The sequence below is a fragment of the Streptomyces sp. NPDC059788 genome (assembly GCF_042732265.1).
Lineage (GTDB): Bacteria > Actinomycetota > Actinomycetes > Streptomycetales > Streptomycetaceae > Streptomyces.
The window spans coordinates 56,000-77,464 of the sequence record NZ_JBHWHY010000036.1; the positions used below are offsets into that span (position 1 = coordinate 56,000).

Annotated in this window: 18 protein-coding genes; 5 read left to right on the forward strand and 13 right to left on the reverse strand. The window is 71.7% G+C overall.

Annotation, left to right across the window (positions count from 1 at the left end; translation table 11 throughout):
• Nucleotides 1-20: 20 nt before the first annotated feature.
• Complete coding sequence (locus ACFV57_RS28715) at nt 21-1,361, reverse strand: UDP-glucose dehydrogenase family protein (RefSeq protein WP_385238197.1); 1,341 nt, start codon at nt 1,359-1,361, stop codon at nt 21-23.
• Between the two features lie 198 nt (nt 1,362-1,559).
• On the opposite strand from ACFV57_RS28715, the gene ACFV57_RS28720 reads away from it, so the two are divergent.
• The gene (locus tag ACFV57_RS28720) at nt 1,560-2,732 is read left to right on the forward strand and encodes an acyl-CoA dehydrogenase family protein (RefSeq protein ID WP_385238198.1); all 1,173 of its coding nucleotides are present in this window, start codon (nt 1,560-1,562) and stop codon (nt 2,730-2,732) included.
• A 102-nt stretch (nt 2,733-2,834) separates the two neighbouring features.
• Here the strand turns inward: ACFV57_RS28720 and ACFV57_RS28725 are convergent, their stop codons facing one another.
• The 6 genes from ACFV57_RS28725 to ACFV57_RS28750 all read right to left on the reverse strand — a co-directional run bounded on the left by ACFV57_RS28725 (nt 2,835) and on the right by ACFV57_RS28750 (nt 7,307).
• Entirely contained in the window at nt 2,835-3,518 is a 684-nt protein-coding gene (locus ACFV57_RS28725) for a class I SAM-dependent methyltransferase (protein ID WP_385238200.1), read from the reverse strand.
• A 59-nt stretch (nt 3,519-3,577) separates the two neighbouring features.
• Nucleotides 3,578-4,063 (reverse strand): hypothetical protein, encoded by a 486-nt coding sequence (locus ACFV57_RS28730; protein WP_385238202.1) that lies wholly within the window; start codon nt 4,061-4,063, stop codon nt 3,578-3,580.
• An 89-nt stretch (nt 4,064-4,152) separates the two neighbouring features.
• Nucleotides 4,153-5,001, reverse strand: coding sequence for a helix-turn-helix domain-containing protein (locus ACFV57_RS28735; protein WP_385238203.1), 849 nt, complete (start codon nt 4,999-5,001; stop codon nt 4,153-4,155).
• A gap of 26 nt (nt 5,002-5,027) precedes the next feature.
• On the reverse strand, nt 5,028-5,549 hold the full coding sequence (locus ACFV57_RS28740) for a DUF6879 family protein (protein WP_385238205.1): 522 nt from the start codon (nt 5,547-5,549) through the stop codon (nt 5,028-5,030).
• A complete protein-coding gene (locus tag ACFV57_RS28745; protein WP_385238206.1) occupies nt 5,515-5,763 on the reverse strand; it encodes a hypothetical protein in 249 nt (82 codons plus the stop codon). Before ACFV57_RS28745 ends, ACFV57_RS28740 begins: the two co-directional genes overlap by 35 nt.
• Before the next feature lie 215 nt (nt 5,764-5,978).
• Nucleotides 5,979-7,307 (reverse strand): LCP family protein, encoded by a 1,329-nt coding sequence (locus ACFV57_RS28750; protein ID WP_385238207.1) that lies wholly within the window; start codon nt 7,305-7,307, stop codon nt 5,979-5,981.
• Nucleotides 7,308-7,571: 264 nt separating this feature from the next.
• On the opposite strand from ACFV57_RS28750, the gene ACFV57_RS28755 reads away from it, so the two are divergent.
• A complete protein-coding gene (locus ACFV57_RS28755; protein WP_385238209.1) occupies nt 7,572-8,135 on the forward strand; it encodes an acyl-CoA thioesterase in 564 nt (187 codons plus the stop codon).
• Nucleotides 8,136-8,345: 210 nt separating this feature from the next.
• On the opposite strand, the gene ACFV57_RS28760 is transcribed toward ACFV57_RS28755, so the two are convergent.
• Nucleotides 8,346-9,026: a hypothetical protein gene (locus tag ACFV57_RS28760; protein ID WP_385238210.1), complete on the reverse strand. Its 681-nt coding sequence runs from the start codon at nt 9,024-9,026 to the stop codon at nt 8,346-8,348.
• 97 nt (nt 9,027-9,123) lie between these two features.
• Nucleotides 9,124-10,575: an LCP family protein gene (locus tag ACFV57_RS28765; protein ID WP_385238212.1), complete on the reverse strand. Its 1,452-nt coding sequence runs from the start codon at nt 10,573-10,575 to the stop codon at nt 9,124-9,126.
• A gap of 283 nt (nt 10,576-10,858) precedes the next feature.
• Between ACFV57_RS28765 and ACFV57_RS28770 the strand changes: the two genes are divergently transcribed.
• The 3 genes from ACFV57_RS28770 to ACFV57_RS28780 all read left to right on the forward strand — a co-directional run bounded on the left by ACFV57_RS28770 (nt 10,859) and on the right by ACFV57_RS28780 (nt 14,799).
• Entirely contained in the window at nt 10,859-11,917 is a 1,059-nt protein-coding gene (locus tag ACFV57_RS28770) for a glycosyltransferase family 2 protein (RefSeq protein WP_385238213.1), read from the forward strand.
• A gap of 303 nt (nt 11,918-12,220) precedes the next feature.
• Complete coding sequence (locus ACFV57_RS28775) at nt 12,221-13,651, forward strand: MFS transporter (protein WP_385238215.1); 1,431 nt, start codon at nt 12,221-12,223, stop codon at nt 13,649-13,651.
• 35 nt (nt 13,652-13,686) lie between these two features.
• A complete protein-coding gene (locus tag ACFV57_RS28780) occupies nt 13,687-14,799 on the forward strand; it encodes a class 1 isoprenoid biosynthesis enzyme (protein WP_385238216.1) in 1,113 nt (370 codons plus the stop codon).
• Between the two features lie 20 nt (nt 14,800-14,819).
• On the opposite strand, the gene ACFV57_RS28785 is transcribed toward ACFV57_RS28780, so the two are convergent.
• From ACFV57_RS28785 to ACFV57_RS28800, 4 genes are all read right to left on the reverse strand, one after another.
• Nucleotides 14,820-16,445, reverse strand: a complete 1,626-nt coding sequence (locus ACFV57_RS28785; protein WP_385238260.1) for an LCP family protein — start codon at nt 16,443-16,445, stop codon at nt 14,820-14,822.
• 710 nt (nt 16,446-17,155) lie between these two features.
• Nucleotides 17,156-18,931, reverse strand: a complete 1,776-nt coding sequence (locus tag ACFV57_RS28790; RefSeq protein WP_385238218.1) for an LCP family protein — start codon at nt 18,929-18,931, stop codon at nt 17,156-17,158.
• Between the two features lie 229 nt (nt 18,932-19,160).
• Nucleotides 19,161-20,507: an LCP family protein gene (locus ACFV57_RS28795; RefSeq protein ID WP_385238219.1), complete on the reverse strand. Its 1,347-nt coding sequence runs from the start codon at nt 20,505-20,507 to the stop codon at nt 19,161-19,163.
• Nucleotides 20,508-20,679: 172 nt separating this feature from the next.
• Nucleotides 20,680-21,432, reverse strand: coding sequence for a TIGR03089 family protein (locus ACFV57_RS28800; protein ID WP_385238221.1), 753 nt, complete (start codon nt 21,430-21,432; stop codon nt 20,680-20,682).
• Between the last annotated feature and the right edge of the window lie 33 nt (nt 21,433-21,465).

Consider the following 21,465-nt stretch of genomic DNA (forward strand, 5'->3'; position numbering starts at 1 on the left):
CCTCGGCGTTCGTTCCCGTCTCAGGCCTGCGGACGGCCCAGCGCCCGGTACGTCCAGCCCGCCTTGCGCCACAGCTTCGGGTCGAGCGCGTTGCGCCCGTCCAGGATGCGCGGGGTGGCCACCACCTCGGCCAGCGCGGCCGGGTCCAGCTCCCGGAACTCCTGCCACTCCGTCAGGTGCAGCACCACGTCGGCGCCGCGCACCGCGTCCGCCGCCGTGTCCGCGTACCCCAGCGTCGGGAACACGCGCCGCGCGTTCTCCATGCCCTTGGGGTCGTACACGGTCACCTGGCCGCCCTGGAGGTGGATCTGCCCGGCGACGTTGAGCGCGGGGGAGTCCCGTACGTCGTCCGAATCCGGCTTGAACGTGGCGCCGAGGACGGCGACCCGGGTGCCGAGGAAGGAACCGCCGACCGCCTCCCGGGTCAGCTCGACCATGTGGCCGCGGCGCCGCATGTTGATCGAGTCGACCTCGCGCAGGAACGTCAGCGCCTGGTCGGCGCCCAGCTCACCGGCGCGCGCCATGAACGCCCGGATGTCCTTGGGCAGACAGCCGCCGCCGAAGCCGATGCCGGCCCGCAGGAACTTCTTCCCGATCCGCTCGTCGTGGCCGATCGCCTCCGCCAGCTTCACCACGTCACCGCCGGCCGCCTCGCACACCTCCGCCATGGCGTTGATGAACGAGATCTTCGTGGCCAGGAAGGAGTTGGCGGACGTCTTGACCAGCTCGGCGGTGGGAAAGTCGGCCACCACGAACGGCGAGCCCTCGGCCACCGGCTTCGCGTACACCTCCCGCAGCACCTCCTCCGCCCGGCCGCCGTCGACACCGATGACGATCCGGTCCGGGTGCAGGGTGTCCTGCACGGCGAAGCCCTCGCGCAGGAACTCCGGGTTCCAGGCCAGCTCCGCGTCATCACCGGCCGGCGCCAGCTCCACGAGCCGCTTCGCCAGCCGCGCCGCGCTGCCCACCGGGACCGTCGACTTGCCGACCACCAGCGCCGGGCGCCGCAGCAGCGGGGCCAGCGAGTCGACGGCCGACTCGACGTACGACATGTCACAGGCGTACTCGCCGTGCTTCTGCGGCGTGTTCACACACAGGAAGTGCACGTCGCCGAAGTCGGCCAGCTCCTCCCAGGAGGTCGTGAAGCGCAGCCGGCCGCTGGCGCCCTCGAAGCCCGCGACGTGCGCCCGCAGCAGCTCCTCCAGACCGGGCTCGTACATCGGGGTCTCGCCCCGCTCCAGCATCGCGATCTTCGCCGGGTCGATGTCCAGCCCCATCACCTCGAATCCCAGCTCCGCCATGGCCGCGGCATGCGTCGCGCCGAGGTAGCCGGTGCCGATCACGGTGATCTTCAGGGCCATGGGTGCTCCAGGTGCATACGGGGAGGAGTGCGCTGCCGAGCATAGTCCGGCCGTTCCCCGGGGGTCCGGGCCCGGTGGCCGGGATCGTTCGGGTGCTGTCGGCAAACTCACGTATCCCCTGTGCCGTACAGCCCCCTAGAATTCGGGTTACTTAACGGTAGTTAGCACTGCAGTCAGCTCTCAGGGGAGTGAGAAACCTTGGCGGGAACCGCTGATTTCGATCTGTACCGGACGTCCGAGGAGCACGACATGCTCCGCGAGTCGGTGCGCTCGCTCGCCGAGGCGAAGATCGCCCCGTTCGCCGCCGAGGTGGACGAGCAGGCCCGCTTCCCGCAGGAGGCCCGGGACGCGCTGACCCTCAACGACCTGCACGCCGTCCACGTCCCGGAGGCCTACGACGGCGCCGGCGCCGACGCGCTGGCCACCGTCATCGTCATCGAGGAGGTCGCCCGCGTCTGCGCCTCCTCCTCCCTGATCCCGGCCGTGAACAAGCTCGGCTCGCTCCCGGTGATCCTCTCCGGCTCCGAGGAGCTGAAGAAGAAGTACCTGGGCCCGCTCGCCAAGGGCGACGCGATGTTCTCGTACTGCCTCAGCGAGCCCGACGCGGGCTCCGACGCGGCCGGCATGAAGACCAAGGCAGTACGCGACGGCGACCACTACGTCCTCAACGGCGTCAAGCGCTGGATCACCAACGCGGGCGTCTCCGAGTACTACACGGTCATGGCCGTCACCGACCCGGAGAAGCGCTCCAAGGGCATCTCCGCCTTCGTCGTGGAAAAGTCCGACCCGGGCGTCTCCTTCGGCGCCCCGGAGAAAAAGCTCGGCATCAAGGGCTCCCCGACCCGCGAGGTCTACCTCGACAACGTCCGCATCCCCGCGGACCGCCTCATCGGCGCCGAGGGCACCGGCTTCGCCACCGCGATGAAGACCCTGGACCACACCCGCATCACCATCGCGGCCCAGGCCCTCGGCATCGCCCAGGGCGCCCTCGACTACGCCAAGGGCTATGTCCAGGAGCGCAAGCAGTTCGGCAAGCCGATCGGCGACTTCCAGGGCGTGCAGTTCATGCTCGCCGACATGGCCATGAAGCTGGAGGCCGCCCGCCAGCTCACCTACGCCGCCGCCGCCAAGTCCGAGCGCATCTCCGCCGGCGGCAAGCCCGAGGACCTCACCTTCTTCGGCGCCGCCGCCAAGTGCTACGCCTCGGACGCCGCCATGGAAATCACCACCGACGCCGTCCAGCTCCTCGGCGGCTACGGCTACACCCGCGACTACCCCCTCGAACGCATGATGCGCGACGCCAAGATCACGCAGATCTACGAGGGAACGAACCAGGTACAGCGGATCGTCATGGCGCGGAATCTGCCGTAACGCACGGTTTCGCAGACGTCCGACGCGAATCAGGGAGCTCCGGCCGGTCGGCCGGGGCTTCTTCGCCGCTCCGCCTGCCCGAAGCACCAGGACAGCTCGGGTCTACTCACTGCCGCGTACGGCCCTGATCAGGAGTGTGCCCATCGTGCGCTTGTCGTCCTCGGGGGCCGGGAGTACCACCGCCGTCACATCGTTGAACCCGTATTCCTTCAGGAGCGCGGACCAGGTGTCGGGTTCGTGGTCCCAGCGCTTGACGATCGCGGGGTCTTCGTCGGGACCGCGTGGGATGTAGGACGCCTGGCAGCCGTAGCAGCCTTCCACCGGAGGCCGCTGGGACATGGCGAAGACGCCGCCGGGGCGGAGGCCCGCGTGCACGGCCGGGAGCATCAGGTGCGGGTCGCAGAACCAGGCGGCGCCGAACACGCTGTAGACCGCGTGGAAGCTGGTGTACGTCTCTGCCAGCTGGTCGAGGGCGTCGCCCTGGTGCAGTTCCATGCCCGGCACATCGGTCCACCGGTCACGGGCCTTCCGGAGCTGCCCGGAAGAGAGGTCCACCCCCACCACCCGCACGCCGAGCGTGGCGAGATGAGCCGCGTTTCCGCCGGCCCCGCATCCGAGGTCCAGCGCTGCTTCTCCGGGTTTCAGGCAGAGCAGTTCGGCTCCGGGGCCGTGGTCGGCGTACTGGGTCCAGTTGAACCACGTGGTCTCGCCCCGGCTGTTCGTCTGCCGTCGATGCCCCTTCGTGGCGGAGTACACATCCCATGCCGGGCCTCCGGTCTCTGACACGTCTCGATCCTTCGCTGATGACGGCAGCCACCCGGACCGGGCGGCTGCCGGTTCGGGGCCTATGTGCCGACCGGGCTGTCGGTGCACCCTGCGTAGCTCTGGGTGCAGTCCGCCGCGCCGTCAGCGGGCCAGAACTCGTGGTCGATCTCGAAACCGGCCGCGCGGATGGTGTCCCGGGTCCTGCCGAGGGCCGCCCGCCCCTCGGCAGGGTCGTGCCCCCGTCGGTCCGGCACGTGGTGGATGAAGTCCGTTCCGAGTGCCGCACAGAATGCGGCGTACTGGGCGGTGTGCAGGACGAAGGCGTGCCAGAAGAGGTCTACTCGGAGGCTGGGGGCCATCTTCTCCGTGGCTTCGACCGCGGAGGCGAGGAACGCCGCCAGTTGGTTCACTCCCCTCGCGCCCAGGTCGTCGGTGAGTTCGGGCCAGTAGTCCTTGCGCACGACCGCGACCAGGTCCGCCCGCATCTCGGGGCCGATCAGGTTGAGGATCTCGGCCGGGGAAAGCTGAGGAGCAGGGGCCCGTAGGGCTTCATGGAGGGTCACCACGTCGGTCCTTCCTTCAACGGTGCCGATGGGACGACCGTAGGAACCCCCGCACCGGCGGGTCCACGATGTTGCACGTTGTTGCAGGGCAATTACCCAAGAGAGTCGATGGCCCTGCTGATCAGGGAACGGGCCCGGGGGCCGTACACCGCCATGCCGGCAAGACGGGTGAACGCCCGGAGGTATACCTCCACCTCGGTCGGCGTCGTCACGGTGACCTTCGCGGCCAGCAGCTCCACATGAACCCGCTTGTCATCGAAGATCGTGAACGTCTCCGGTCCCCATATGCTCCGGGGCGCGGACCGGGGGATGACCCCGAGCGAGACAGCGGGGTACGACATGGCTGTCAGCAGGTGCCCGAGCTGGCCCGCCAGCACGCAATCGCCCCCGATCCGGTGCGTCAGGACGTCCTCCTCCACGAGCAGGGCGACACGGTGGAGTCCGTCACGGATGACGTGCGAACGGTCCACACGAGCGGCAGCGGCTTCGCCGACGTCGTTCGGGAGGCTGCGGAAATCGGCGATCAGCGACAAGAGGGCATGGGCGTAGCCCTCGGTCTGGAGGAGTCCGGGCATGACCCGGGAGCAGTAGACGCGGAACAGCTTGGTGCGCTCGTAGAGCGGGACGCTCGCTTCTTGGAGCCTGCGCAGGCCCGTGCGCTGCATCCGGCGCCATGCAACGTACATCGAGTCCGCCGACCGGGACGCGGCGATGAGATCGGCCGCCTGTTCCGCGGCCGTGCAGGCGGCGCACCAGGCATGGATGTCGGCATCGGAAGGGGCGGTTTTCGCGGCCTCGATGCGCGAGGTCTTCGCCTTGTTCCAGCCGCATCGGTCAGCCAGCGCCTGCATCGTCAGGTCGGCGTCCAGACGGAGCTCCTTGAGCCGCGCGGCGATGGATTCGCGGGCGGCCTGGGCACTGGAGAGCGGTGCGGAAGGCATGAGTCGGCCGAGGGCGGAGGGCGGGGTCAGACCTGGTAGTCCTCGTGGGGGACACCGCGCTCCCAGGCCGCCTCGAACGACGCCGCGAAGAGCTTCAGGACGGCCGGTTCGCAGGAGAACTGATCGCCGACCAGAAAACCGTTCCCCGCGAAGTGGTGAATCCGTGCCAGACGGTCGTCGAACAGCCAGAAGTCGTTGCACGGAAGCAGAAGATCCGACGCGAGGCGTCGGGGCACCCACCGGACCTGCTCGCCGGCGGCGAGGTTGGCCCGGGTCATGTAGTGCTCCCAGCGGATGTATGCGGATACCGGCTCACTGATGATGCGCACCCGGCGGACGGACACCCCTCGTTCGACCGCCCCGGCGATCCGGTCATGGAACGGGCGCCACCAGGACGACCGGTCGCCCCACTCGATCCGGGCTCCGTGTCGCCATGCGGCAAACCGCTCGTTGTCGCCGTAGTCGTCGCGCATCTCCAGGTGGACCGCCGAACGGTCCGTGTCCCGGAGGCACTCAGCGAAGCTCGGCTGCTGAGCGTTCTGCGGCATCGCACGCCTTCCTGATCTGCTCCACCAGCCGGGCCGGGATGCGGATCACGGCCTCCGTGTCCGGGACGGGGCCGAAGGCGAGGCACTTCTCCTCGGTCGCCCGGTCGGTCTTCCACCCCTGGAGAACGAGATCGGCGGTTTCCTCGTCCACCCAAACCGAGGGGCAGTGGTCCTCGTCGGTGTCGGGGTCCTTGCCGAAGAACAGCAGAGACATGGCATCTCTCCCGCGTCGAGCTTGTTGCGACCGGTCACCTGACCTTGGCGGGCTGTCGGCAATGCCGTCAAGAGGCCCTGCCTGGGGGCGGTGACGGAGCACGGGCCCTGGGGCGTCGGTACGAACCGGTGGCGGCCACCCTCACGCCTTCACCACCACGGGCCCCGGCCCGCGCTCGCGGTCCGGGGCCCGTGGTGTCGAGGGCGTGGTGTCGGCTAGTTGCCGCTCACCGTCACCGGCTCGTCGTTTTTCAGTTGTTCGACGAGTTTGGAGACCTTGGACTTGTCCCAGACGAGGTTTCCGCCGCGGGAGCCGGAGACGGGCATGTTCATCGACTTGCCGTCGCCGCCGGTGACGCCCTTCATGGCGAAGAACATCTGGCCCAGGTCCCACAGGCCCATGTCGTTGTCGACGATCAGGGTGTCCAGGCCCGCGCCCATGGTCGGGTAGAGCTTGAACGGGTTGATGATCGTGCCGGGGGTGGCCGTCTGGTTGGCGAGGGCGGCGAGGAACTTCTGCTGGTTCTTCGTGCGGTCCAGGTCGCTGCCGGCGAAGGCGTAGCGGGTGCGGACGAAGGCCAAGGCCTGTTCGCCGTTGAGGGTCTGCTTGCCGGCCTGGAAGTCGGCGCCGGACTTCTTGTCCTTGAAGGCCTTGGGGATGTCCATCTCGACGCCGCCGATCGCGTCCACGATGCCCGCGAAGCCGGCGAAGCCGATCTCGACGTAGTGGTCGATACGCAGGCCGGTGTTGTGCTCGACGGTGCGCACCAGCAGCTCCGGGCCGTCCTCCGCGTACGCCGCGTTGAGCTTGGTGTGGCGGCCCTTGCCGGCGTACTTCTTGCCGGACTTGGAGCCGACGAACGAGGGGATCTCCACGTCCGAGTCGCGCGGCAGCGAGATCAGCGTCGGGCCGTTGCCGCCGTCGTGCAGGATCATCATCGAGTCCGTGCGCTTGCCCTCGGCGGAGCCGGTGTGCAGCTTCTTCTTGTCCTCGTCGGACATGCCCTCGCGGCTGTCGGAGCCGACGATCAGGTAGTTCGTGCCGTCGCCCGCCTCCGGCCGGTCGATGACCTTGCTCAGGTCCACCTCGCGGCGCAGCTTGCCGTCGGCCCAGATGTACGTGCCGACGGAGGTGACGAGCAGGACGACGACCAGCGTCAGGACGGTCCACTTGATGCGGCGGCCCCAGTTGGGCGCGGGCCGCGGGGCGCGTCCGCCGCCCTGTCCGCTGCCGCCCTGGCCGCCGCCGCGGCCCCCGCCGTAGACCTGGCCCGTGTTGTAGCCGTCGTCGTACCCGCCGCTGTGGCTGCTGCCGTACGGGGCCTGGCCCTGGCCCTGGTGGGGGACGGAGGGGCGGCGCGGCGAGAGGTGCGGCGGCAGGGGCGGCTCGGGCGGCTGCTGTCCGGGGCCCGGGCCGTGGCCGGGTCCGCCGGGGCCGCCGGGTCCGCCGCGCCGTACGTGCGGCATGGCGCGCGCGCCCTCCGGCTCGGCGCCGCTGCCATGTCCGTACCGGTCTCTGTTGTCGGACCCAGGCCACTCGTTCATGGGGGAAGTCTGCCTGTCCTACGGCTCCGCCATACAGGGCAGGTACGAGATCGGGCCGCCGCTGTTGCAGAGCTGATGCAAAGTGACGCGGTGCGTCGCTTGCGCAATCCGGAAGGAGGTGATCATTCCGGTTTGTTTGTGCTGGTCAGTGGAGGAGTCGGAGGAACAGGGCGTGAGGCGGGCGCCTTGGTGCGGTACGGGTGGGGAGGAGGTGCGGGGCGGGCGCCGGGGGAGGGGTGCGCGCCCCGCGCATAAGCTGGGCGCATGACCGATCTCGTCACCACCGGCCCGGAGGGCGACCTTCCGGGCAAGCCCACCTCCGTCTCCCGTACGACGCTGTCGCACATCATGGACGCGAGCCACACCAATCTGCTCGGCACGGTGCACGGCGGCGTGATCATGAAGCTCGTCGACGACGCGGCGGGCGCGGTGGCCGGCCGGCACTCCGGCGGGCCCGCGGTCACCGCCTCCATGGACGAGATGGCCTTCCTGGAGCCGGTCCGCGTGGGTGACCTGGTGCACGTGAAGGCCCAGGTGAACTGGACCGGGCGGTCCTCGATGGAGGTCGGCGTACGGGTCCTGGCCGAGCGCTGGAACGAGTCCACGCCCGCGACGCAGGTCGGTTCGGCGTACCTGGTGTTCGCGGCGGTGGACGAGGACGGCAAGCCCCGCCCCGTACCGCCGGTCGTACCGGAGACCGAGCGCGACAAGCGCCGCTACCAGGAGGCCCAGATCCGCCGCACCCACCGGCTGGCCCGACGCCGCGCGATCAAGGAACTGCGGGCGCAGCGGGTGGCGGACGGGATCGACGAGCAGGGGCGCGGATAGGCCGCGTCTCGTCCGTCGGGCCGCGTTGACCGGCGCGAGCGGTGAGGCGGCTCGTAAAGCCCGTATGCCCGTATGCCCGTATGCCCGTATGCCCGTATGCCCGTAAAGCCCGTATGCCCGTAAAGCCCGTATGCCCGTAAAGCCCGTACGCCCGTAAAGCCCGTACGGACCGTAAGCCCGTAAGGCCCGTAGGGATTGCCGTTGCGGGCCTTACGGCCGGGTCAGGTCGAGGATCGCTTTGGTGTCGGTCGTGCGCGGGCCCTCCCACAGCAGGACGCGGTCCGCGCCGGATTCGGCGAGGAGCCTCTCGGCGAGCCGGGTGTCGCTGTCGCAGGCACGTTCGACGACGTCCTGGCCGCTGTCCCGTACGGTCCACGCGCCGTCGTCGAACACGTCGAGGCGCCAGCTGTAGCGGACGCGTTCGCGCAGGATGCGGTACACGTACGACGGGGTGACGGCGAGGTCGCGAGCGATGGCGGAGGCTTCCAGGCCGTCCGCGGCGGCCTCCAGGACGAGGCGCGGCAGGGCGGCTTCGGTGATCTTGTACGCGCGGCGGATGCGGCCCGCTTCGGCGAGGGTGAGGCCGTCGGCGCCGACCTCCGGATCGAGGGCGGGGGCCGTCCATGCGGGTGGCCCGGCGCCGGAGTCCCGGGCCGCGTGATTGAGGCGTTCGACGTCCGCCTGGAGGGCGGCTTCCTCCTCGTCCAGCCGGGCCCGCTCCGCGGACAGCCGCGCTGCGCGGACGGTCAGGTCCGCCGCCTGGGAGGAGCGCCGGGCGCCGGGCGTGTCCGGTACGCGGCTGTCCGGCTGGGAGCGCAGGAACTGCTGCGCGACGGTGGTGATCTGGTCGATGAACCATCGGTCGGTGAGTGGTGATCGTTTGTGGCCCATGACCGGCGACTGTACTGAGTACACAGCCTGGCGGGCAACGGGGAAACTGGGTTCACGAGTGCGGGCCGGGAAGGAGTGGGCTGCCGGGGCCCGGTGGTCAGGGGCAGGCCGCCTCGTCTCCCGTCAGGGTGGTGAAGTCGCCGGAGGGGGTCAGCTGGGTGGGGTCGTCGGAGCGGACCTGGTGTACGGGCTTGGACTCCTTGCCGACGGTGACGCGCAGCACCGGGCCCTGTCCGGGGGCCTTGCGCAGGATGGCGCCGGGGAGGGCGGCGGCCAGGGAGCGGACCGAGCGGTCCCAGCGCGGGTCGTAGGCGATCACGGTGCGCCGTACGCGCGTGGGCGCGTTGCCCGGGGTGCCGGTGGTGTCGAAGCCGGTGGCGCGCAGGGCCTTGTCCACCGAGCGGCCGAGCCCCGCCCGGCCGGCGCCGTTGTCGACCTGCACCCGGATCGTGCCGGGCGGTACGTCCACGACCGTCGCGCGCTGCCGCCCGTGCCGCCGCACGGCCAGCGGCCGGTCCTCGCGCAGGGCCTGGAAGAGCTTCTTCGCCCTGTTCTCGTTCCACATCACGGTCGAGCCCACGTTGGGCACCTCGAAGTCGATGTCGCTCACCGGTACGGACGTGAACTCGGAGGACGACGGGTTGAAGCCGCGCAGCGCCTGGCCGAGGTCGACCATCTCGTCCGCGCCGAAGCCCTCGTCGGCCCGTACGGACTCCAGCAGCGCGTCGGTGATCTCCTTGAACCGGCCCGGGTGGAGCAGCGCGCCGGAGCTGGTGATCTTGTGCATGAGTGCGGCGAGGAAGCGCTGCTGGCGCTGCATCCGCCCGAGGTCGGAGGCGCTGTCCAGGTGCCGGGCGCGGACGTACTGGAGCGCCTCGCCGCCGTTGAGCCGGGACCGTCCGGCGGGCAGGTCCAGGCCGCTGTAGCCGTCCTTCAGGGGGCGCGCGGTGCAGATGTTCACGCCGCCGACCGCGTCCACCGTCTTCATGAAGCTGGTGAAGTCGACCTCCAGGTAGTGGTCGATGTGCACACCGGTCATGCGCTCCACGGTCCGGATGGTCAGGTTGGGCCCGCCCTCGGCGTACGCCGCGTTCAGCTTCACGGGGTGGCCGTGGTGCCGCTTGCCGGTGGTCGCGTCGGTGTGCGGGGGTGTCTGCGCGTACGAGTCGCGCGGCAGGCTGACCACACTGGCGCGGTCCCGGTCGGCGGACAGGTGCACCATCATGATCGTGTCGGTGCAGTGGCACGGCTCGCCGCCCAGGTGGTACCTGCGCTTCTCCTCCGGTGAGAGCTTGTTCCGGCCGTCCGTGCCGACGACCAGGAAGTTCATGCCGTCGCCGCCACTGTTGTCCGGCCGGTTGCCCATGCCCTTGAAGGCGTCCACGCGGGAGATGCCGTCCTCCACGCCGGTGACCATGGCGTGCCCGATGCCGCCCGCGGCCAGCAGCAGCAGCGAAGCGCCCGCGGTGATGCGCAGGCCCCAGCGGGGCCGCCCGGCCGGACGCCGGTGACGGGCGGGCGGACGGGGCGGGCGGTGCGGTGCGGTCATGGGGACACCTCCGCGGCGGGGTCGGGGCGGACGGGGTGCGGCAGGGGACGGCGTAGCGGGGCGAGGGGAGGCGGGAGGGGGAAGGTCCGGTACGGGATGAGGCGGGACGGCCGGTACGGGAGGGGCGAGGCGGAGTGGGGATGAAGCGGACATCACGGTAGGAGCGGGTCGGGTCACCGTAGGCCTATATGAATGGCTGTAAAGCACCACACGCCGGACGTCGCCCCCACGGCCACCCGGCTGCCGTCGGTCCCCGTCCCCCACACGCGGTAACGTGACCGCGATGAACGCCACGCCCCCGCAGCAGCTGCCGGCCGTCTCCGTGATCATGCCGGTGCTCAATGAGGAACGTCATCTGCGCAGCTCGGTCCAGCACATCCTGGAGCAGGAGTACGCGGGTGAGATGGAGGTGGTGATCGCGCTCGGGCCCTCGACGGACCGTACGGACGAGATCGCCGCCGAGCTGGTCGCCGAGAACGCCGCGAGCGAGCGCGCCCGCGTACTGACCGTGCCCAACCCCACGGGCCGCACCCCCGCCGCCCTGAACGCGGCGATCAAGGCCTCCCGCCACCCGGTCGTGGTGCGCGTCGACGGCCACGGGATGCTCTCGCCGAACTACATCGCGACGGCCGTGCGCCTGCTGGAGGAGACCGGCGCGCAGAACGTCGGCGGCATCATGCACGCCGAGGGCGAGAACGCCTGGGAGGACGCGGTCGCCGCGGCCATGACCGCCAGGATCGGCGTGGGCAACGCGGCCTTCCACACGGGCGGCGAGGCGGGCCCGGCCGACACGGTCTACCTGGGCGTCTTCCGGCGCGAGGCGCTGGAGCAGCAGGGCGGCTACAACGAGGAGTTCATCCGCGCCCAGGACTGGGAGCTGAACTTCCGCATCCGCGAGGCGGGCGGGCAGGTCTGGTTCTCGCCCGAGCTGCGGGTCCAGTACCGGCCGCGGCCCAGCGTCCGCGCGCTCGCCAGGCAGTACAAGGACTACGGGCGCTGGCGCCATGTCGTGGCCCGCTACCACGCCGGTTCGATCAACCTGCGCTACCTGGCGCCGCCGACCGCCGTGTGCGCCATCGCTGCGGGCGCCGTCGTCGGCGCGTTCGTCACGCCGTGGGGCTTCGCCGTCCCGGCCGGCTACGTGGCCGCGATCGCCGCGGGCTCGGTCCCGGCGGGCAAGGGACTGCCGCTGAAGGCCCGCGCGCAGATCCCGGTCGCGCTGGCCACCATGCACATGTCGTGGGGCTGGGGCTTCTTGACCAGCCCGCGGTCGCTGGCCAGGAAGGTCATCGCCAGCCGCCGCCCGGCGGTGACGGCTCCGCAGCCGGCCGCCGCGGAGTAGTGGAGGGCCGGACTGCCGTCCCGGCCGGTCGCCGCACAGTAGGCGGGGCCGGATCGTCGTCCCGGCCGGCTGCCGCACAGTAGGCGCGGCCGGACTGCCGCCCCCGTCGGTCGCCGTGGAGCGGGCGGGGCCGTACCGCCGCCCCGCCTTCCCCGTCCCGCCGCGCATCCGGCGCCTCACCCGCCCCCGCCGCCCCTCCCGTCACAGCAATGCACGCGGGCTGGGCACGGGCGCACAGTCGTGGTTACGATACGTGTTGCGATCATCACGTACCGTGCCCGACGATCGGCTGGAGGTGGCCGCGTGCGTCCATGGGCGGTGCTGGTTGTCCTGCTGAGCGGCACCTTCCTCGCCAACCTCGATGTCTTCATCGTGGTCGTGGCGATGCCCGCGCTGGAAGGGGACCTCGGCGCGGACGGCGGGCAGCAGCAACTCGTCCTCGCCGGCTATCAGTTGGTCTACGCCCTCGGCCTGGCCGCCGGCGGCCGGCTCGGCGACGCGCTGGGCGCCCTGCGGGTCTTCGGACTCGGCATGGCCGTCTTCACCGTCGCCTCGGTCGCCTGCGGCGCGGCGCCCACCGCGGCCGTACTGATCGTGGCGCGCCTGTTCCAGGGAGCCGGCACGGCGCTGATGGTGCCCCAGGTCTACCGGGCGGCGCGGACCCTGTTCACCGGTCAGACACAGCGCAGGGCGTACGCCGCGATCGGCGCGGTGATGGGCCTCGGCGCGATCGGCGGGCAACTGCTCGGCGGCTGGCTGCTGTCGGCGGACGTCCTCGGTCTCGGATGGCGCGCCGTCTTCCTCGTGAACGTGCCGGTGGGCGTCCTGGCGCTCGCCCTCCTGCCGTGGGCGGCGGGCGGCCGGCCACCGGTGCGCCGCGGGCCGGTGCGCCTCGACCTGCCCGGAACGGGCCTCGCGGCGGGCGCGCTCGGGCTGTTCGTCGTCCCGCTCGTGGCGGGCGGCACGGGCGGCATGGTGTGGTGGGGACCGGCCTGCCTGGCCGCCTCCGTTCCCGTCGCGGCCTGCTTCCTGCGCCACGAACGCGCCCTGGACGCCCGGGGCGGCTCCCCCCTCGTACCGCCGCGACTGCTGCGGCTCGACGGATTCCGCCGCGGCATCGTGCTGATCGTCCTGATCAACTGCGGACTCGCCGCGTTCGTGCTGATGCTCGGGCTGCTGTTGCAGACCGGACTGCGCTGGAGCCCGCTGGCCACCGGCGCGGGCATGGTCCCGGCCGCGGTCGCCTTCGCGGCCGGCTCGCTGGTCGCGCCGCGGCTGGCCCGCGGCGCGGAGCCCCGGCTGCTGATGCTGGCCTCCCTCGCCGCGACCGCCGGGTACGCGGGCTGCGCCGTGAGCGCCCTCGGCGACGACCCCCGCTGGCTGCTCGGCGCGGTGTGCGCCGTCGGCGGCGCGCTGGGACTGTGCGTCACACCGGCCCTGTCCGTGACCCTGCGGACCGTTCCGGGGCCGGTCGCGGGCGCGGCGTCCGGCGTGGTCTCCACGGCCCAGCAGCTCGGCGCCGCGCTGGGCGTGTGCGTCTTCGGCTTCCTCTTCTTCGCCCAGGTGCGCGCCACCGCCGATGTCGTCGGCGCCTTCGCGGTCACCACCGTCGCACTGACCACGACGTCGGCGGCCGCCGGCGTCCTCGCCCGTGGCCTGCCGCGGGCCGCCGTGCCCGCCGGCCGGCCGGACGACGCCCTCGGCGCCCCGGCGGCGCGGGACGTCCCGATGTGACACCGGACCAGCCCCCTGACCGTACGGAGACGCGCTTGTCCCCTCATCCCCGGTCCGCCGCCGTGCGGCCGAGCCCCGAAGACCGGCTCGCCGAGGTCTTTCCGCAGGTACGGCAGTACCTGGCCGGGCTCCTCGACGGCTACCGGCCCCGGTACGCCCATCTGCGGCCCGCCCTCGAACGGCTCGTCGACCACGGCAGGCGGACTCCCCTCGAATGCGCGCTGCCGCTTCTGGTGCACGGTGCCGTCGAGGGCACCCTCGAACCGGCCGTCCCGGTGGCGGGGGCGCACACCCTGTGGTGGCGGGCCGCCAACACCTTCGACGACGTGTCGGACGGCGACGCCGGCACCCGGCTGTACGGCGGCGACCCGGCCGCGGTCATGACGGCCGCCCTGGAATGCGGCTACGCCCTGCCGCTGCGCGCCCTGGCCGCGCTGCCGGTGCCCGGCCCCCTGCGTGAGCGCCTGACCGCGGACTTCCTCGACGGCTGGACCGCCGCCTGTGACGGGCAGGTCGGCGACATCCTCGGCTCGCCGACCGGCACGAGCCCCGACGAGGTCCTGACGGTCTACCGGCACAAGAGCGGTTCGGTCTACGCCATGGCCGCCACGATGGCGGCCCGTCTCGCGCTCGGCGCGGACGCCGCCGACGACCCGCGGGCCGCCGCCTGGGGCGAGTTCGGGCAGGCCGTCGGGATACTCGCCCAGTTCCGCAACGACGAGGACGACCTGCGCTCCGGCCACAGCGAGGATCTCGGCAACCGGACCGCCACCTACCTCCTGGTCCAGCTGCTGCACTCCACCGCCGGGACGGACCGGGAACGCGCCGTGGAACTCCTCGGCCGGGCCGCCGACTGCGCCGACGACCGCCGCCGGCTGGCCGCCATGATGTTCCGCCCCGAGATCCTGGCCCCGTACCAGCGCTTCCTCGCGGACATCCACCAGCGCGCCCACGCCCTGCTGGACACCCTCGCGCCCGCCTCGCCCTTCACCGCGCCCCTGCACCGGCTCGTCGACGACGAGGTGCGGACCACCGCGTACGCCGTCGCCCCGGCGGGCCCGCGCGGCGCGCACTGCACCCTGCCCCCGGCCCCGGCCCCGGTGGTCCCGCCCGGCCGCACCGAGGGGCGGGCCGATCAGAAGGTGTAGCCGGGCCGACCGTGTCGGGGTCAGAAGGTGTAGGAGGGGTTCACCTTCATACAGGCCTTCTTGTCCTCGCCGTTGAGGGCGTCGGCGCTCTCCGGCGCCTTGTCGGCCTCCTTCGTGTCGGCCGGCGGCTTCGGGAACGCCGTACCCCGGCGCCAGTCGTTGCCGATCACCAGTCGCAGCCGGGTGGCCGAAGCGGACTCCTTGAGCGCGTCCTTGGACAGGCCGAGGGCCTTGGCGAGGGCGAGGGCGTCGCCGCGTCCCTCCTTGGCCGGGAAGGTGATCGTGGTGTCGGCCTGGGTGGTGAGGCGGGAGTCCATGGAGGCGCCCGTGTAGCCGAGGGACACCAGCCGGCTGTAGATCACGTTGGCGCGGCCGGAGACCGGGCCCTGCACCGTGCTGTTGGTGCCGTTCTGGACGATGACGTCCAGCTTGTCCTTGGCGGTCGTCGGCTGCGGGTCGGGCGCGGGTTTCTTCTTCTTGTCCTTGCCGTCCAGCGCACTGTCGTTGCGCAGGAGGGAGAAGGTCTGCTCGGCGTCGCCGGGCTTGGGGACGACGTACTCGCCGCCCGCCGCGTACTGCCACGGCATGGTGACCATCGTGATCCGCTCGGTCGGCACCCGTTGGAGGTCGCCGCCCAGGTCGTACAGCTTCTTGACGCTGCCCAGCCCCTCGTCGACGGTCAGCGCCCGGGTGGCGGCCTCGGCCAGGTCTCGCAGCTTCATCGGGTCGGTGAGCTTGGTGCCCGCCTTCAGCTCGCGGACCATCGAGTTCATGTACATGTGCTGGGCCTTGGCCCGGCCGATGTCCGTGTTGTCCTCGAAGCCGTAGCGGGTGCGCAGCCACTGCAGGGCCTGCACGCCCTTGACCGAGTGGGTGCCCGCGGTCAGCTTCAGACCGCTGCCGTGGCCCTTCCTGTCGTGCGAGTAGACGTTCTTGTCCACGCATACGGGGACGCCGCCGATCGCGTCCGCCATGTCCACCACGCCGGAGAAGTCGACCATCATGAAGTGGTCGATGTAGATGCCGGTCAGCTCCTTCCAGGTGGCGACCGTGCAGCCGGGACCGCCGTGCTGGAGCGAGGTGTTGATGGCCGCGGTGGTCTGCGGATAGACCTTGCCGTCGTCCGGGTCCTTGCACTCCGGGATCGGTACGCGGGTGTCGCGCGGGATCGAGATGACCGACATGTTGCTGCGGTCGGCGGAGACGTGCAGCAGCATCTGTACGTCGGCCAGCGGCTTGCGGTCCGCGTCCTGGCGGGCGCCGCCCAGCTCGATGTTCTTCTCGCTGTTGCGGCCGTCCGAGCCGAGCAGCAGGATGTTCAGCGGGGTCTGCCCGAAGGCGTTCGGCTCGGGCTTCTCCAGGCCGCCGGCGCCCAGGTCCAGGGCGTCCTTGCGGAGGTTGCTGTTGAGGTGCTGGTAGTACCAGTACCCCGCGCCGGCCGTGCCGACTATCAGCACGGCCAGGGTTATCGCGCTCCAGCGCAGCACGCGCCGGGTCTTGCTGCGGGGTTTTCGGGAGCGGCGGGTGCCCTTGGCCTCGGGCTCGGGGCCGGCTGCCGGGTCGCCGGACGCGGGGGGCGCGGGGGCGTCGGCCGGGGAAGCGGTGGACTTTGCCGGGTCCTTGACGGCGGTGGCCGTGCCGGTCAGGCCGCTACCAGTGGAAACCGAGCCGGCCGCAGCCGGGCCCGCGGAAGCCGTTCCGGTGCCGGGCGCGGTGGCCGGACCCGTGACGGTGGCCGCGCCCGTGACGGCAGCCGCACCTGTGACGGCCGGCGCGGTGGCCGGACCGGCGCTGCCGCCGCCCGTGGCCGGGCCCGCGACGCCGCCGGTGATGACGGGCGGTCCGGATACCCCGCCGGTGATGACGGGCGGTGCGGTCGGGCCGCCGGGCAGCGGCGTGCCGGTGACGCCGGGAGCGCCCGGGGTGCCCGGGGCGACCGGCGCACCCGGCGTACCGGACACGCCCTGCGCCCCCGCGGTGCCGGGTGCGCCCTGACCGCCGGATACGTCCTGCGCACCAGGTACGCCCTGCGCACCGACGCCGCCCCGCGCATCCGGCCCGTCCGCGCCGTCGGGTCTCGCCCCGTCCGGCGCTTTCTGTCCGCCGGGACCCGGTGGGCCGTCCTGCCCGGCCTGCCCGTCGTGTCCGTCCTGCCCGTCTTCGTACAGGCTGTCGTCCCAGCCCAGGTCCTTGGCGTCGGGCCGGCGCCGGCGTGGTCCGTCGCCACGCACACTGCTGTGCCGCATTGGGTTCTCCCCCGTCGATCGGCGCCGGTCACGGCGGCCGGGGCTCGCTTGGTCGTTCCGGCTGCCCCGTGCAGCCGCGGACCGGCCGGGGAGAGCCCGGCCGTGTCCGGCTACTTGGCGCAGACGTTCTGGTCGTCGGCGTTGACGTTCTGCACGCCGTCCGGTGTCTTCGTCGGCGCCTCGATCGACTTGCCCGGCCCCTGGAAGTCCTTGCCGAGGATCAGCTTCATCGGGACCATGGGCCCCGCGTCCGCGGTGGTCTTCTTCAGCGCGCTCTTGGGCAGCCCCATCCAGGCGGCCAGGGTCGCTGCCTGGTCGGCCTGGTTCGGTGCGTACTCAAGCCGGGTCGCGGCCAGCTTGGTCGGTGCGTTGCCGGCGTTCGTCGACAGCTTCGCGGCCTTGCTGTTCTGCAGCCAGTCCACCGTCTCCTGCGCGGCACCGAACGGGCCGCCGCCGTTGCTGACATCGACCCGGACCTTGTCGGCCGGCGCCTGGGGAACCTTCTTGTCGTCCGACGTGCCCTTGCCCTTCTTCGTCTTGGTCTTGGACAGCGAGTGGTCGGCGCGGATCATCTGGAACAGCGGTCCGGCCTTCGCCTCGTCCAGTACGACGGTCGCGGGGTCCTTCGGGTTGTCCAGGACGGGAACTGTGGCGAAAGTGATGTTTTTGATGTCGACCCGGCTGAGGTCCTTGGCGAGGTCCACGAGCTTGCCCGCGCTGCCGATCCCGGTGTCCACGGTCAGCGCCTTGGTGGCGGCCTGGGCCAGGTCGTAGAGCTTGGGGACGCTGGTGAGGGTGTCGCCCGACTTCATCTTGCGGATCATCGAGCTGAGGAACTGCTGCTGCAGCTGAATACGGCTCAGGTCGCTGCCGGTGCCGACGGAGTGCCGGGTACGGACGAACGCCAGCGCCTGCTCGCCCTTGACGAGGCTCTTGCCCGCCGGGATGTGCAGATGCGACTTCGGGTCGTCGATCGGCTTGGCGGCGCACACCTCGACGCCGTCCACCGCCTCCGACAGCTCCTTGACGGCGTTGAAGTCGGCCATCATGAAGTGGTCTATGGACAGGCCGGTCATCTTCTCGACGGTGCGCCAGGTGCAGCCGGGGTCGCGGTCCTCCTGGCCCAGGCTCGTGTTGAAGCGGACGTTGTGCTGACCGGGGATCGTCCTGGTGGCGCCGTTCTTCTTCGTCGGGCAGTCCGGGATGTCGGTGATCATGTCGCGGGGGATGCTCAGGGCGGTCGCGTTGGACCGGTCCTTGGAGATGTGCATCAGGATCGTGGTGTCGGCGTGCCCCACGCTCCCCGCGTCGCCGTAGCCCTCGTTGCCCTTGCCGGAGCGGGCGTCGGTGCCGATGACGAGGATGTTGACCGGGCCGTCCTTGACCGCCGGGTTCTCCTTGCCGACGTCGACCTTGGAGATGTTCCCGTTCAGCTGCTGGTAGAGGTAGAACGCGCCGCCGCAGCCCGCGACGAGGACGAAGCCGAGCGCCCCGGACGTCCAGTAGAGCGCCTTCTTCTTCGCGGACTTCTTCGGCTTGGGCTTGCGGCGGCTGGGCGTGCCGCCCGGCGGCGGCGCGGCACGGTTCCCGGCGCGCCGGTTGCGCTGGGCGGGCAGCTCGCGGGTGCCGCCGTCCGGCCCGTCCCCATCGCTTCCAGAACCGTTTTGCCCCTTGCGGCTGCCGGGTACGGCAGTGCTGCCGCCCGCCTCCTCCTCGGGGCGTGCCCGACTGCTGCGTCCGGGCGCCGGAGCCCTGCGGTCGGCCGGCTGCGGTGCCGGAGCGTCGCCAGGGTCCAGCCGCAACTCGTAGGTGCCGGTGTTCGGGTCGAACACCCACTGATCGGCGGGATCGATGTTGTCCCCTCGCCCACGGCCTTGCGCGTCCACGGTGCCTTGTGTCCTCCGTCGGTGCCACGCGGCGCCTCCCCCTCAAGGCGCTCGGTCGGTCGGTTGTGCAATGCGCGGTCAGCCTGGTCGTGCGGACCGGATCGCTCACACTATCCGCCCAGTTCAGCGTCGAGCGACGCCCGTGACAAATTCCACTCCCCTACAACTGGGCAATTCACCCCATCCTTTCGACAGCTTTCGAGCAACGGGGCATACCTTTGCGGAGCTTTTAGCGGCAGATCCCGCGCTCTGCGGTGGTTCCCCGGAACGTGGGTGTCGCGGACGGCGGCGCGGAAGCGTCCGGAGTGCCGTCCGGAGTGCCGTCCGGGAAATCCTTACGCGGTCCGGACGCCGGACCGGGCCGCTGCGTGCCCGCGCGGCCTTGTGCCTGGCCGGGGGCGGCGGGGGACGGCGAGGCGGGCGCCGAGGTGGGCCGGACGGTCACCGGACGGTCCTTGCCCAGCTGTCTGAAGAGCTGTTCGGCGTCGGGCTGGACGAGTTCGTCGCGGTCCGCGTCGTAGCGATACTCCTGTCGCGGAACGGTCAGGAACTGCACCTTGTCGGTCGGAATGCTGCGCATACCGCGCACCCATTCGTACAGACCGCGCAGCGACGCCAGGTTCTCATCGGTGGTCAGCGAGCTCGTCGCGGCGTCCAGCAGCGGGTAGAGCCGGCCGGGGTGGAGCAGGACGCCGTTGCTGTGCACCTTGTTCACCAGCGCCGCCAGGAACTGCTGCTGACGCTCCATGCGCTGGGTGTCGCTGCCGTCGCCGAGGCTCTTGCGGGCCCGTACGTAGCCGAGCGCCTCCTCGCCCCGCAGCGTCTGCCACCCGGCCGGCAGCCGCAGCCGCGCCTCGTCGTCGTCGACGGGCCGTTCCAGGCACACGTCCACGCCGTCCACCGCGTCCACCATTTTCTTGAATCCGGCGAAATCCACGATCATGTGGTGGTCGATGCGAATGCCGGTCATCTTCTCGACCGTACGGATCGTGCAGGCCGCGCCCGCGAACTCGAACGCCCAGTTGAACTGGATGAATTGCGGCGCCGACTGCTTTCCGTCGGAACGCTTGCAAACGGGAATCCGCACCATCAGATCGCGCGGGATGCTGACCGCCGTCGCGCTTCTGCGGTCGGCCGCCGCGTGCAGCAGGATCGTGGTGTCCGAGCGCTGGGTGCCGTTGTCCTCGCCGTACTTGCCGTTGTTCTCCCCGGAACGCCGGTCGGAACCGATCAGCAGGACGTTCTCCGCGCCGCCGGGCTGCGACTTGGGCCGCTCCGCCTCGTACTTCTCCAGCTCGTTGCGGGTGTCGGGGTCGGTGCGGATGTTGCCGTCCAGCTTCGCGTAGAGCAGCGTCCCGGCCCCGGCCGCGGCCAGCACCAGCGCGGAGAGCCCGAGGGCGGTCCGGCGCAGCCACCGCCGCCCGTGCCGCGGGCCGGTGGCCGTCGCGCCGCTCTCCGCCGTGAGGTCCAGCGGCGGGGCCGCGGGCGGGAGCGCGCGGGCACCCGGCTCGTCGGCGGGGTCCCGCGGGCCGCGCGGGCCCGGCCGGGCGGAAGGGTTCTCCGGGCTGTCGCTCACGTGTGCGTCCCCATCCCTCCGGAGTCGGCGTCCCGCCCGCGTACGGGGCCACCGTCCGGCGGGCGGACGGGCGGGCCCCGCGCCTGGGCATCCGTACCCCAAGATCATGGCCCGCCCGGGGCGTACCGGCCCCTCACGGAGCGCCGGGCGTCCGCCGGACGGGGGAGGGGCGTCAGTCCGCGCGGTGCGTGACCCGCTCGCTCTCCTCGCGCCTGGCCAGGCCGTCCGCGTCCAGCCGGTCGAGGTTGCGGCACAGGACGGCCGAACCGCCCACGGCCAGCGGCGCCAGCAGCCCGGCCGACAGGCCCGCCCAGCTGTCGTACGGCAGGCCGGACAGCAGCCGGGAGCCCTCGGACAGCCCGCGCTCCGCGGCGTCGGCCAGCGCGGCCGCCACCACCTCGGCGCCGGTCAGCTCCCGGCCGTCCACGGCGAGCGCCGGGTCCTGCGGGGAGACCGGCGCGTACGGCGCGAACCGGTCGCCCTGGCTCGGCACCTCGACCGCGTAGTCCGCGAAGCCCTGCGGCGGCTGGGGGAAGCGGCCGCCCAGCGGACGCAGCGCCAGCGCCACCCGCTCGCCCGTGCAGGCGCGTGCCTCCTCCAGGGTGTCCGGGCCGCTCACGACGACATCGGCCGCCGCCGGGTCGCCGCCGACGTCCGCGATCACACCGACGGAGGAACAGGCCAGCAGCCAGACGGCGGTCTGCCAGTGCGCGGGCAGCAGCAGCGCCACCCGGTCGCCGGGCTCGGCGGCCAGGTCGCCCTGGAGGTAGTTGGCGGTCTTCGCCACCCAATTGGCGAAGGTGGCCACGGACAGTTCCACGCGCTCGCCGGTGGCGTCGTCGTAGAAGGTCACGAGCGGGCGGGCCGGGTCCGCGGCGAGTGCGGAACGCAGCAGGTCGGCGGGGGTGCGATCGGTGGTGTTCATCGGCGTCAGGGTACGCGCGGCGGCAGCTGACGG

Excerpts from the sequence above, each read along its gene's own strand:
- ACFV57_RS28745 (WP_385238206.1), bottom strand. The coding sequence starts at position 5,763 with ATGTCTCTGCTGTTCTTCGGCAAGGACCCCGACACCGACGAGGACCAC.
- ACFV57_RS28770 (WP_385238213.1), top strand. The coding sequence starts at position 10,859 with ATGAACGCCACGCCCCCGCAGCAGCTGCCGGCCGTCTCCGTGATCATG.
- ACFV57_RS28765 (WP_385238212.1), bottom strand. The coding sequence starts at position 10,575 with ATGACCGCACCGCACCGCCCGCCCCGTCCGCCCGCCCGTCACCGGCGT.
- ACFV57_RS28735 (WP_385238203.1), bottom strand. The coding sequence starts at position 5,001 with ATGCCTTCCGCACCGCTCTCCAGTGCCCAGGCCGCCCGCGAATCCATC.
- ACFV57_RS28750 (WP_385238207.1), bottom strand. The coding sequence starts at position 7,307 with ATGAACGAGTGGCCTGGGTCCGACAACAGAGACCGGTACGGACATGGC.
- ACFV57_RS28715 (WP_385238197.1), bottom strand. The coding sequence starts at position 1,361 with ATGGCCCTGAAGATCACCGTGATCGGCACCGGCTACCTCGGCGCGACG.
- ACFV57_RS28800 (WP_385238221.1), bottom strand. The coding sequence starts at position 21,432 with ATGAACACCACCGATCGCACCCCCGCCGACCTGCTGCGTTCCGCACTC.
- ACFV57_RS28760 (WP_385238210.1), bottom strand. The coding sequence starts at position 9,026 with ATGGGCCACAAACGATCACCACTCACCGACCGATGGTTCATCGACCAG.
- ACFV57_RS28740 (WP_385238205.1), bottom strand. The coding sequence starts at position 5,549 with ATGCCGCAGAACGCTCAGCAGCCGAGCTTCGCTGAGTGCCTCCGGGAC.
- ACFV57_RS28755 (WP_385238209.1), top strand. The coding sequence starts at position 7,572 with ATGACCGATCTCGTCACCACCGGCCCGGAGGGCGACCTTCCGGGCAAG.